Origin of the sequence: Borreliella spielmanii (assembly GCF_014201705.1) — a bacterium.
In the GTDB taxonomy this organism is placed as follows: Bacteria; Spirochaetota; Spirochaetia; order Borreliales; family Borreliaceae; genus Borreliella; species Borreliella spielmanii.
On the sequence record NZ_JACHFA010000003.1, the window covers coordinates 1 to 12,325 of the forward strand.

General features: G+C 27.2%; 15 protein-coding genes. 12 read left to right on the forward strand and 3 right to left on the reverse strand.

Annotation, left to right across the window (positions count from 1 at the left end; genetic code table 11):
- The 3 genes from HNR35_RS04250 to HNR35_RS04260 form a co-directional block, all read left to right on the forward strand.
- Positions 1–797: virulence associated lipoprotein (locus HNR35_RS04250; RefSeq protein ID WP_214645997.1), on the forward strand; the 797-nt coding region annotated here is incomplete at its 5' end.
- Positions 798–1,339: 542 nt separating this feature from the next.
- Positions 1,340–1,825, forward strand: coding sequence for a P13 family porin (locus HNR35_RS04255; RefSeq protein WP_183224170.1), 486 nt, complete (start codon positions 1,340–1,342; stop codon positions 1,823–1,825).
- Positions 1,826–2,138: 313 nt separating this feature from the next.
- Positions 2,139–2,654, forward strand: coding sequence for a BBA03 family outer surface lipoprotein (locus HNR35_RS04260; protein WP_183224172.1), 516 nt, complete (start codon positions 2,139–2,141; stop codon positions 2,652–2,654).
- Between the two features lie 109 nt (positions 2,655–2,763).
- Here the strand turns inward: HNR35_RS04260 and HNR35_RS04265 are convergent, their stop codons facing one another.
- The 3 genes from HNR35_RS04265 to HNR35_RS04275 form a co-directional block, all read right to left on the reverse strand.
- Positions 2,764–3,609 (reverse strand): S2/P23 family protein, encoded by an 846-nt coding sequence (locus HNR35_RS04265; RefSeq protein WP_183224174.1) that lies wholly within the window; start codon positions 3,607–3,609, stop codon positions 2,764–2,766.
- 98 nt (positions 3,610–3,707) lie between these two features.
- Complete coding sequence (locus HNR35_RS04270; protein WP_183224176.1) at positions 3,708–4,877, reverse strand: hypothetical protein; 1,170 nt, start codon at positions 4,875–4,877, stop codon at positions 3,708–3,710.
- A 414-nt stretch (positions 4,878–5,291) separates the two neighbouring features.
- The gene (locus tag HNR35_RS04275) at positions 5,292–5,762 is read right to left on the reverse strand and encodes a BBA07 family lipoprotein (protein ID WP_012665188.1); all 471 of its coding nucleotides are present in this window, start codon (positions 5,760–5,762) and stop codon (positions 5,292–5,294) included.
- A gap of 170 nt (positions 5,763–5,932) precedes the next feature.
- Here HNR35_RS04275 and HNR35_RS04280 point away from each other — a divergent pair, with 170 nt between their 5' ends.
- The 9 genes from HNR35_RS04280 (at position 5,933) to ospB (ending at position 11,759) form a co-directional block, all read left to right on the forward strand.
- The gene (locus tag HNR35_RS04280; RefSeq protein ID WP_012665189.1) at positions 5,933–6,268 is read left to right on the forward strand and encodes a contractile injection system sheath initiator; all 336 of its coding nucleotides are present in this window, start codon (positions 5,933–5,935) and stop codon (positions 6,266–6,268) included.
- Positions 6,265–7,137 (forward strand): DUF276 domain-containing protein, encoded by an 873-nt coding sequence (locus tag HNR35_RS04285; protein WP_012665190.1) that lies wholly within the window; start codon positions 6,265–6,267, stop codon positions 7,135–7,137. Before HNR35_RS04280 ends, HNR35_RS04285 begins: the two co-directional genes overlap by 4 nt.
- Positions 7,138–7,139: 2 nt before the next feature.
- Complete coding sequence (locus HNR35_RS04290) at positions 7,140–7,766, forward strand: DUF735 family protein (protein WP_183224178.1); 627 nt, start codon at positions 7,140–7,142, stop codon at positions 7,764–7,766.
- Positions 7,767–7,819: 53 nt separating this feature from the next.
- A complete protein-coding gene (locus HNR35_RS04295; protein ID WP_012665192.1) occupies positions 7,820–8,854 on the forward strand; it encodes a DUF685 domain-containing protein in 1,035 nt (344 codons plus the stop codon).
- Positions 8,855–8,876: 22 nt separating this feature from the next.
- On the forward strand, positions 8,877–9,056 hold the full coding sequence (locus HNR35_RS04300; RefSeq protein ID WP_012665193.1) for a BlyA family holin: 180 nt from the start codon (positions 8,877–8,879) through the stop codon (positions 9,054–9,056).
- Entirely contained in the window at positions 9,053–9,472 is a 420-nt protein-coding gene (locus HNR35_RS04305; RefSeq protein ID WP_012665194.1) for a BlyB family putative holin accessory protein, read from the forward strand. Before HNR35_RS04300 ends, HNR35_RS04305 begins: the two co-directional genes overlap by 4 nt.
- The gene (locus HNR35_RS04310; protein WP_012665195.1) at positions 9,462–9,827 is read left to right on the forward strand and encodes a BBA14 family lipoprotein; all 366 of its coding nucleotides are present in this window, start codon (positions 9,462–9,464) and stop codon (positions 9,825–9,827) included. Before HNR35_RS04305 ends, HNR35_RS04310 begins: the two co-directional genes overlap by 11 nt.
- Before the next feature lie 206 nt (positions 9,828–10,033).
- Positions 10,034–10,855 carry an outer surface lipoprotein OspA gene (ospA, locus tag HNR35_RS04315; RefSeq protein ID WP_183224180.1) on the forward strand — a complete coding sequence of 274 codons (822 nt, stop codon included), beginning with the start codon at positions 10,034–10,036 and terminating at the stop codon, positions 10,853–10,855.
- 10 nt (positions 10,856–10,865) lie between these two features.
- Positions 10,866–11,759, forward strand: a complete 894-nt coding sequence (gene ospB, locus HNR35_RS04320; RefSeq protein ID WP_183224182.1) for an outer surface lipoprotein OspB — start codon at positions 10,866–10,868, stop codon at positions 11,757–11,759.
- Positions 11,760–12,325 lie beyond the last annotated feature (566 nt).

The following is a 12,325-nucleotide window of genomic DNA, read 5'->3' on the forward strand; positions in this document are numbered from 1 at the left end:
ACACCAATCAAAAAGATGTGAGATATCAATCCAGTAAAAAGAGATTAAAGTCCAATAAAAAGGGATTAAACTCTAAAATAGAAGCAACCCAAAATCAAGAAGTAACCCAAAATCAAGAAGTAACCCAAAATCAAGAAGTAACCCAAAATCAAGAAGTAACCCAAAATCAAGAAGAAGACCAAAATAAAAGAAAAAACTCACTGCTTAATGATTTAAGAAATTTAATAGAAAAAGTTAACGAGGATAGAAAAAAATATGAAAAAAAATTAGAAGAAGAGACTTCATCAAACCAATATGGAATATTGGCTTTCAAAGAATTGTTTTGGCAAGACTCATCAGGTGAATCAGTAACAGCTGATACTAAAAGATCTAAAGATTATAGAAAACAAACTTACGCTACCTTAAATGATATAAATATTAATGAATTAAAGACCTTTTCAGAAATTGTAGTATTGGCAAAACAAACCCAAACCCTAATTAATAGCGTTAGATCGTTTGGAGCTGCTCTAGACGATATTATTATCTACTTATATCCCAAAAAAAATAATCTAGACAAACTGGAAATTTCAAATTTAGAGAAGCTTAAAAATTTAATTGAAAAATTATTATCTACAAAAGAAAGTGTCTCAGAAATGTTAAAACAACTTTTATTAGATTATAAAAACGATACAAATTCTATACAAACAGATACCGCTAAGCTTGAACTGCGGGTAACCACATTTTCCAATCAAATGTTAGAAAAACAAAAAGAAGCGGAGGATCTAAGAACTGCAATATTTTCAATACAAAATCTTTAAGACATGTATTGAAATTGTTATATGAGAAAGCCTATCTTTTAAAAAGATAGGCTTAATTTTGAACTAAAGATCAAAAAATTTTTCACCATATTTGCATAACCTTTAAGTGATAACAAGCTTAACAAGCTTGTTAAATTGATTTTTTAGTTTTAAATATGCTTTTTTACGAATATTTATAGAAATTTTTAATTTAGCAAAATCAGTTAGCAATAGATTAATATAATTATTGGTATATACTTTAAAGGAATTATACTAAAAGGCAATTAATGTAAAAATTAATTACACTTTAATAATTTTAGTTTTAATAATTGGCGGTCACAAGCAAAAATGAAAATCACACAATAAATTAAAAGGTTGACTATAAAAAGTAAATACCTAAATAAAAAGACTTTACACAAAAAACATTATGTAAAAAGCTTTTAACAGAAAAAATTAAGTTTAAAGCTTATAACTTTTTTTGCTTAAAATAAGCTAATATTAATTTATTATTAAATGAGCTAATATTTTACTTGTCAAAACTTATTATTAGGAGATAATAAAATATGAAAAAAATTTTCACATTAATATTAATTTTTGGTTTAACAATTCAAATCTTTTCCACACAAAATAAACAAGATAGAATTGAAAAAGGTATTGAAAGTTTCAATAAATATGAAAAAGAGAAAAAAGATCCAATAGGACCATTCCTTTTGAATTTGTTTTTGCCTTTTGCAATAGGATCCTTTGTCCAAGGAGATTATATTGGTGGTGGGTCGGTGCTTGGATTTAATTTATTAGGAGCAATCCTTTGGGGAACTGGACTTATTTTTAACATTCGTGAGTCACAATTAACCGGATCCATACTAATAGGGGTAGGAGCAAGCATACTTGTAACATCCTACATGACCTCACTTATTATTCCATTTACATTTGCAAATAAGCATAATGAAAATCTTAAAAAAAGACTTAGCACCGAGCTTGCGGGTTTTGAGCCCAATTTTGATATTAGAATAAACGGATTCCAACTGTCATTTAAAAAAAGTTATTAAATAAATGTAAAACAATAATTTTTACGATCTAATATTAAAAATTAATTTGCCTAGGAAAAAGGCATCCATACAAATGCTTTCTTTCTAGGCTTATCAATTAAACTAAAGAATATCCTTAAACCTCTTAAAAAGAATACAAATTCTTGCAATATTAAACCTAATTAAGAAAATATTCTAAATAGCAAATTGCTACAATATTTTTAACAACTAATAATAATAATTATTAATTAAAATATTCTAAACATTATACTAAAATGATATAATTATTAAATATTATTAATAATAATTAAAACTACTTTTTAAGGAGACTATTTTGAAAAAAACTATTATTGTATTTACCATATTGGCGTTTCTGTTTAATTGTACAAACAAAAATGATGATGCCAAAAATAATGATCTAGATGAAGAATCTCAAAAATTACAATCTAAATCGGATCTAGTTGATGAAGATAGAATTGAACTTAGTAAAACACCACCTTTAGAAAAATTAATAAGCAAATTAAATTTAAACGATGATGAAAAAGAAACACTAACATTTTTGACAAACTTATTAAAAGAAAAATTGGTAGATCCAAATATTGGCTTAAATTTTAAAAATACTGGTGGGGATGAGAGTAAAATAGAAGAGACTATGCACAAATTTCTATCAGATCTCAAAGAGAATGAAGTAAAAGAAATGCTTGCAAAAATCAAAGAAAACAAAGATAAAAAAGAAGAAAATTCTGAAGATTTAAATACTTATAAAACCATACTTGCTAGTGGATTCGATGGAATTTTTAACAAAGCAGATTCCAAATCTACATTTAATAATCTTAAAGACGCCGTATAATACAAAACGATTCTAAAATTTAAAATTAACAAAAAAAAGCTAGCGGTTAAAACCGCTAGCTTTTAAAATAATTTTTTAATTTAACTTTTTAATTTAACTTTTTAATTTTTTAATTAATCAGCGACTTAAATGCCAAACTTGCACGTCTTATATTAGGATATTTTTCAATTATTTTTTTCATAGCAACATTAAAAAGCTGAGAATCAAGTGTAATTCTATAAGCTTTTTCATTTTGTGGATGTTTCTTAAATTTAATGGTAATTTCAGCGACCATATCGCTCCAAATTCCATTACTACAAAGAGCTGTAAAAGCCTCAACCACTTTCTTAGAATCATTAGAGCCAAAAGGATACGCGGTTACAAGCCCAGATTCAACTGATTTTTCAGACATTGGAATTCCGCCCAAAAATCCGCCCTTATTGTCATTAAAGTTTATATTGCTTCCCTTGCTTATCAATTTAAATCCAGAAACGGAATACAAAGGATCACTTTCACTAGTAGTCTCAAAAATTATTAAAGGCATAGCATAAGAAATGTAGCTTCCATCAATAGGAGAAACAAGATAAGAATACTTAATACCGTTAAGCTCTTTAATACAATTTCCACGCTCATCACACAAATCTCTGGCTTTAATTTTCATCCAGCGAATATAAATTGGCCAAACAAACAAAGTGACTGATTTTGTTCCTTCCAAAAACTCTATTTGGTTATAATTAATAAATTTATTTTTATTCTCAAGCGCTTTTAAAGGCTCATAATTTTGAAAACTAGAAGACCTTGACCCAGAATCATCTAACAATGACCTAAAATTCGCCGAACCTAAAGTCCTTTTTTCTTGACTTAGCCCATCTGATCCATTTTTTTCAAAATCGCTACCTTCTTTTTGTATTTTTGAATTATTATCTAAAGAACAACTAAGAATTAAAACTGCAACAGATACAATGACTATTTTCAAAACTCCCCCCTAAAACTTTTTTATAATATTTAAAATTTTTAAATTATATTATTAGAAGCAAATGTAGAGCAATTAACAAAAAAATCAAAATAAAAAATTTAACGCCTGCTAATCTCTTTTATCAAACCGTTTAAAATGCGATTTATATAATCATAAAGTTTTTTATTTTTGCCAATATTTTTATAATAAAGTTTAAAAATTTCTAAAAGAGTATTTTTGGCTTTAAGAATCAATACTCTTTTATTTTTATTCTCAACAGACCCTAATGCCTGTTTGAAAGATTTGTTTGATTTTTCCATTTCTTTTAAAAACCCATTAACATCATAATTTAGTGTTATTTCCTCTAACTTTCTCAATATTAACCTAGAATATTCCTTTCCAAGTCTTTTAAACAAGTCATCAAGATTCTCAGGATCTAATTCTCCGTCTAATAAAACCCTGCAAAATTGCAATGTATTGTCTTCTTCGTCTGTTAAATTACGTTTCCAATTTAAATGCCAATCAAGCTCTGACTTTGTAGTAAGCGCAAAATGTTTTAATTCAAGAAGCTCTTTGCTAACACTACTAATTTGTTGATCGATTGTTTTTTCAAGAGCAACAAGAATATCTGCGTTTGAACCATTAGCATTAATTTTGGTTAAATAAAATTGCTGACACAAATTCATATCTAAGAGAGAAATTTCATCTTCTCTATCACTTTTATCGGAATAGTTTTCAATCAATCTCACCAAAATACTTATTTTAGAAGACAAATCCCCCCATCGCTTTTTACCTATATCAATCAAAAATTGATTAACATCTTTTTCGCTGTACCTATACTTTACCAACACTTCATCATTGTTTAAAAGCCAGCCACCAAGAGCATATCTATTCTCATCGTTTTGCAAAGATTTCTTGAAAAACTCAAAATTTTTGTCTTCTTCCAAGTTTAAATGGGGAATCAAAATATCATCATGAGAATTTTTCAGCAAAGCTTTACTATATCTTGACTTACCAATACTGCGCTTTGAAGAAGCTTTTTGCAAATTTTGCAAAGACTTAGAATTATCTAAATTATTACTAGCCTGATCTAAGGCTTGCGGCATTAAATTTTTAGAATTTCTTAAAGTTTGTAAATCCTTTTTAGGATCTAAAGATTTTTTTTTATTGATGATTAAATTTTGTTTATTCTTAGAAGTGGAGGTTTTTAAATCTTCTTCTAAAGATTTGCCATTGCAATTAATAAACAGTAGAAAACCAATAATAAATGCAATTCCTATTTTATTCATAAATTAAATTTCCTCTATTTAATTATAGGTTTAAATAAAAATATAGCTCACTTTACATACACTAAATGTATAAACTATTTTAATTCTTACAATACAAGCAATTATGCTTACAATTATTTTCAATAAATAATTTTTAAAATAAAAAAACGAATTAAAATAGCATTAGTAAAGCATTAAGCTTAAATTATTCTAATAATACCTTTTAAAACAAATTGGTATTAATAATACCCATTATTTTAATAAGTTAAAAACATCAAAAGTAAATCAAAAAAATATTAATATACCAACCAAATCTTGAGATTTTGGATTTTCAAATCCAGATATATTAAAAACATAATAAGCAAAAACAAACATAAAGAGAAAATTTAACTCTCCTTGGAGAGTTAAATAAAACAATTAATCAAAATAAAAAAGTTAAAACGAAGTAGATGCATCATAGTTTCTAACAAGATTACAAGCCTCTTCGATGCTCTTGGTAGTCGTAAAAGATTGTCGCAAATTATCTATGTAGGTTTTTTCAACCTGTAACAACTGCTGTTTAGAATTGGCAACGTTTACATCATTTGAGCGCTCAAGAGCTATTTTAGCGTTTCTTTTGGCCTGTAAACACTTAACAACAGTAGCAAGCATTTCTTTCACCTTATCTTCGTTTAAACTAAAAATTTGATTAAACTTATCTGGATTGCTATCAAGAACCACTTGCTCAAGAAAAAACAAAGCTTCTTTTTGGTCATCATTTAAAGAGTCTACAAAAGACATTTTAAGCTCTCCATTTGCTGCACTAGAAGAATTTAAACGCTTTGAAGACCTTCTCTTAAGATCAGAATAATTAAATTCCTTACAAGAAAAGAATAATAAAATAACAAATAATAAAATATTTTTCATACAGTCTCCCACACTGTGATTACACAAATATTTAAATTTAAAAATTAAATAAACATTTTTAAAAAAAAATATAAATTATAATATATCTCAAGATTTAAAATAATAAACATTTTGTAAAACTTTATAGTAATATCGAATAAAATATGTTAGAATGATTTTGGTAGTTAAAAATGGAAATTAAAATTGACGAAAAATTTAATATAGTATTTAACAATGATTTTAAATTAATAGAAAACGTTGAAGAGCAAAAACAGCGTTTATTTTTTTATCTTAAAACACCAAAAGGCAGTTTAAAAGAAAATCCAAATTACGGGTTTGACTACAACTTTTACTTTAAGCTTTGCAAAGCTAATAAACTAGAATCTATTAAAAATTTTTTTTTAAACCTTTCAAAAGAGCTTAAAATAGATCTTATTAATGTAAAACCAAGTATTAAAAACAAAACACTAACAATAAAATTTTTCTTTCTGGGAAAAGACACTTTAAAAATGGATTTTAAAATATGAGTATTATTTTTGATAAAAACTTAGGAATATTAGAAAAAACAATAGAAGAAATTCAAAGTGAAAAAAAACATATTCTAAAAACAAAATACGGCATAAATATTAAAGACAATTCAATTTACGACATAATAAACTTTCCAAGCTCAAGTATTGATAAACAAATATCAGAAATCTTAAAAGAGCTTTTTTCCAAAATAAAAGAAAATGGAAGCTATTTTAATGCGCTCAAAGAAGACTTAAGCACACCTAAAAGCTCAACCTATGAAGCAATAAGAAAGGCTTTGTTAAGCATTAACTCGGTTAAGCATATAAATATTTTAAGTGGGCCTGGAACAATTAATCTCTACTTAATACTAGAAGATGATTGTTTTAAGGATAAAGAAAAAAAACAAATTAAAATTGAGACTAAACAAAACATTTGGCAGGCAATATACTATACAGCACCAAGTGGAACTGTTTTTAAAGGCGATATTGAAATTGAGTTTTTAAACAAACACAATCAAAAAAAAACATATAAATTCAGCTTGGGTGAGAAAAAATATGCATATCTTAAAGCAATCTACAAAACAGAAACAAAAGACGCAATCTACAAAGAAATAGATACTCAAATTAGAGACATCTACAACAAAATATTAACTAAAAAATACGCTGAAATGGGAACATCTCTTAGATATCAAGACTTTCTTGCACCAGTTAGCATTATCAGGGGAATAAAAGAACTAAGAATTGGAACTTGTATTAAAAATGATGACACAAAAAAAATCTCAGAACTTAGCGAGGGTGATTTTACATTCAACAAAGACGAAAACATTAAAGAGAATGAAATTATTATTTTTGATACAAACAAAAGGCTGCTTATTAACAGAGAGTAAAAATGAATAAAGAGATACCGAAATTTTTAGAAAATACCCAAATTGAAAAATTTATTTACAATGAGCTTGATTACAAAAAAGAGATATTAAGGGAACTAAAAGAACTGCTTGAAAACTTTAAAACAACCAATGTTAAAAACAGCATTAACTCTAAATATATTGCATTACTAATGCTTTCAATATTTAACGCATTACACTTTAAAAAAGAGTTAGATAAAAATCTTGTTAATTCTTTAGACGCTATTATTTTTGCAATTAAATCTATTGGTACTGACGAGAGCTTTATTGTGCTTTTTAAAGCCTTTTTACACGCAAATGTAGAAGTCAACTCAAACCAAGAAGCTCCCGGCGAAATAATAATAAAATTGCTTGGGAACATTAAATCGCCTATTGAATTTAATATTGCAGCAAAAAATCAAAACAAGCTAAAAAAAATAACTGTAAAACACGCTGGATTTAAAAAAGCTCTAGTTTCTAGCTATATGCCCAAAGATTACAAAAATTCAGTATATGAGTTTATTAAAATATTAATTCCTATAGGAAGGGTAGTAAAAATTATAGACAAAGAACAAATAGAAATAAAAAGTACAAGAACAAAACAATTTTACAAAGCAGATCATTTTTTTTGATCTACTAAAATGTAAATAACAATTTAAAACTAAAAAATTTAAAAGGGGAATTTATGAATACTAACGAACCGCAAGAGAGTGTACAAATAAAGGATTTAAACAGAAAAACAAAAGTTAATCAAAGCGATCTTATTCCTATTGATGACGTAGTAGAAGATACTTGTGCAATCACATATAAACATCTCTTAGAACAAATACAAAACGACACATTTTACAACAATGAATTTCTCTGCTTTAAAAGGGCAATAAAAGATGTAATTAGCAAAGAACTTTTAGAAAACAAAGAATATCTAAAAAACATTTACATTAAAGTAATCTCTACACTCTTAGGACTAAGTGAGCCACCTGAAAACATAGATTTTGACACTGTTTTTAAAAAAGTTAAATCTGAATTTATTTCAAGCTTAAAACACACAAACACAAAATCAACTTCGAATAAAATTTCAATTTACAACTCAACCACAAAAGACCTTGAACTTATTCAATTTGAAATTTTTGTTGAAAGCTTAAAAGAAGTTCTTGCAGAAAAATCTGAAATCAATCAACTCAAAAATAACTTAATTAATTATTTACAAATAGCCGATTTCACAAATCAATTCCAAAACTCTTTTAAATTAATACCTAAAAAAACTTTTGATACAAAAAATGAACAACTTGTAAGCTGTTATCAAAACGGGATTCCACAAATTGTAGACACTCCTATTTGGTGGCAAGGCAAACCATATAGCTTTGGGGGACTACAAACAATAATTGATGACACTTCAATATTAGAATTTCAATATAAGAATAAATACACAACCATTATACTTAAAAATAAAAGCAGCGCATCAATTATAATAAACGAATCATACAAAGGAAGTTACATTTACTTACAAATTGATGTAGAAATCAGGCATTCAAGCTTGGCAGAAGATCACAACAAACAATTTTACCTTCAATTTGAAAAAAGCTCTAATAAAATACTAATAGCTTCATTTGCTTTGCAAAACATGACTACACTTAAAATGCCAATTTACAATGGGTGGTACTACGTTGGAGTAGGCAACCTAAACAAAGGCCAAGAAATACCAACACTAAACAAAGTATAAAAATAAATAAAAGGAGATATTTATGGATACAATACTTATTTTTTTGTCAACAATTGACAATACAAAACTAATTATATTAGGAGGATTTATTGTGCTGGCAATGCTGCCAATGCTTTTAGCAATAAAGCCGCAGTTTAGAGAAAATTTAAACTTTCTTATAAAAAAGCTCTTAAAAAATACAAATAAAAAGGAAACAAAATGAACAGTAAAATAAATATCAACTCTGGCGTTGAGGCTTTAAATAATTTATATGATTTTCTAAAAAGTAGCAATTCTCCAACAGAAATCAAAATAGAAAAGGGGATATATTTAGGATTTAATCTTTACAACCTAATAATGAGCATTTACAAAGATACAATCAACACCCTTGAGACGGAAGAATCAATAAAAATATTAAATGACATTGAAAATGTCAATAATAAAATTACTCAACTTATATCAAGCATTAATGACGAAAGAGATGCAGGCATTATTGAACATTTAAGAGAAGAAAGAAATGAACTAATGAAAAGCAAAACCGAAGCACTCCAAGAACAAATAAAAGGGTTCTCAGAAAATTTAAAAGCAAGCGCTCAGAACAAATCTCAAGACTTAAAAGGAGATAAAATTGAAAATTAAAAATTTCCCATTTTTGGTTTTATTTAACACGCTTATAATCTTTTCTTGCTCTACAATAGCAAACCTTCCAGAAGAGCCTTTATCTCCAAAAGAGACAACATTAAAGGCTTTAAGCTTATATGAAGCACATCTTTCAAGCTATATTATGTACTTACAAACATTTCTTGTAAAAACGAAACAAAAAGTAAATAGCAAAAATTATCCTGACTTTAAACTTTTTGACACTAGTAAATTAGAAAAAGATCAAACTCTAAAATCAATCAAAGCAAATATTGCTAATTTAAAAAATCACATCGACAAAATAAAACCTATTGCAATCCAAATTTACAAAAAATATTCAAAAAATGTACCTTAAAGTCATTTGATTTTTCTTTTTTCCCAAAGTCCCAAAGCTCCAATTTTGGGACTTTTTTTTAATACTAAACCTATATTAGATTAAACCTAATTTAAAATTATTATCATTTTATTTTTTTTTAATTTTCTATTTGTTATTTATTAATCTTATACTATAATTATACTTGTATTAAGTTATATTAATATAATATAAAAGGAGAATATATTATGAAAAAATATTTATTGGGAATAGGTCTAATATTAGCCTTAATAGCATGTAAACAAAATGTTAGCGGCCTTGACGAGAAAAACAGCACTTCAGTAGATGTACCTGGGGAACTTAAAGTTCTTGTAAGCAAAGAAAAGGACAAAGACGGTAAATACAGCCTAATGGCAACAGTAGACAAGCTTGAACTAAAAGGAACTTCTGATAAAAATGATGGTTCTGGTGTACTGGAAGGCGTAAAAGCTGACAAAAGTAAAGTAAAATTAACAATTTCTGACCATTTAAGTAAAACCACATTTGAAGTTTTCAAAGAAGATGGTAAAACATTAGTGTCAAGAAACGTAAATTCCAAAGACAAATCATCAACAAAAGAAAAATTCAATGAAAAAGGTGAATTGTCTGAAAAAACATTGGTAAGAGCAAACGGAACCAAACTTGAATACACAGAAATAAAAAGCGATGGAACCGGAAAAGCTAAAGAGGTTTTAAAAGACTTTACTCTTGAAGGAACTCTAGCTAATGAAAAAGCAACATTGACAGTTAAAGAAGGAACTGTTACTTTAAGCAAAAACATTGACAAATCTGGCGAAGTAACAGTTGCACTTAATGACACTGACAGTACTGCTGCTACTAAAAAAACTGGCGCATGGGATTCAAAAACTTCTACTTTAACAATTACTGTTAACAGCAAAAAAACTAAAGATCTTGTATTTACAAAACAAGACACAATAACTGTACAAAAGTACGACTCAGCAGGAACTAATTTAGAGGGCTCTGCAGTCGAAATTAAAACACTTGACGAACTTAAAAACGCTTTAAAATAAAGGAGAATTTATGAGACAACAATATTTACTAGTATTTGCTTTAATATTAGCTTTAATAGCATGTTCACAAAAAGGTACTGAGCCAAAAGATGATAATTATAATGACCAAGAGATTGCAAGCGGCGATAAAGAGCCAAAAATCTCTAAAAAGGAACTTCCTCGGGAAACAGAAACCGCCGTATCTTTATTTAATGGCAATGAAATTTTTATAAGCAAAGAAAAAAATTCTGCTGGTAAATATGACTTAAGAGCAAGAGTTGACTTGGTTGAACTTAAAGGCACTTCTGATAAAAACACTGGTGCTGGAAAACTTGAAGGTTTGAAAGCTGACAAGAGTAAAGTAACAATGACAATTTCTGATGATCTAAATACAGTAACCGTAGAAACATATGATGCAAGCAATAAAAAAACTGGAAGTGAAGTTGTTAAAAAACAAGGGTCAGTAATAAAAGAATCTTACAAAGCCAATAAATTAGACTCAAAAAAATTAACAAGATCAAATGATACTACACTTGAATATTCACAAATGACAGATGAGGAAAATGCTACAAAAGCAGTAGAAACTCTAAAAAATGGTATTAAGTTCGAAGGAAATCTTGTTGGTGGAAAAACAACAGTAAAAATAACAGAAGGTACTGTTACATTAAAAAGAGAAATCGATAAAGATGGAAAAATAAAAGTCTTTTTAGATGACACTGCAACTGATAATACTAAAAAAACAGGTAAATGGAACGAAAGTAATAATACCTTAACAGTTACTGTTGACAGCAAAAAAACTAAAGATCTTGTATTCTCAGACGATGGTACAATTACAGTACAAAAATATGACACAGCGGGTACTAATCTTGAAGGCAGCCCAAGTGAAATTAAAGATCTTGCAGCACTTAAAGGCGCTTTAAAATAACACATAAGCAAACCTCCTACAACGGCATTAGCCAATGTGGGATGTTGTTTATTACAACTTAAAAATTGAATTTATATTTTTCAATTTGTTACTTCTGGGAAAAGTCTCTTAGGAGACTTTTCCTCTTGTAAAAAAAGAAAACATAAAAAATACACAAATCAACTAATTTTAAGCTTTTAAAATCAAAATAAAAAGCCTTAATTGGCTAAACTTATGACTAAAATTAAGAAAACTAATGGGGATAATTCCTTCACTCAAGCCTAGCTCTTGAATGAAGGACAAACAAATAAAAATAATCTAATTAAATTCTTAATAAAATTAAACCCATCGCTAATAAGCTCACTATTTTAAATAAAAATTAACGCGTAAAAATAATTTACTCTTAATATAAGTTAATACTTTATTATATTTTATTACAAAAACTTAATTTTGTAAAGTATATTTAACAAATATGCATTAAATATACTTTTTTTTATCTTTTTTATATAAAAATACTTTACTTTTTTAAGAAACTGTACTATTAATTAATGTAGAATTAAAGAAACTACTTATATTAGGAGTATAAA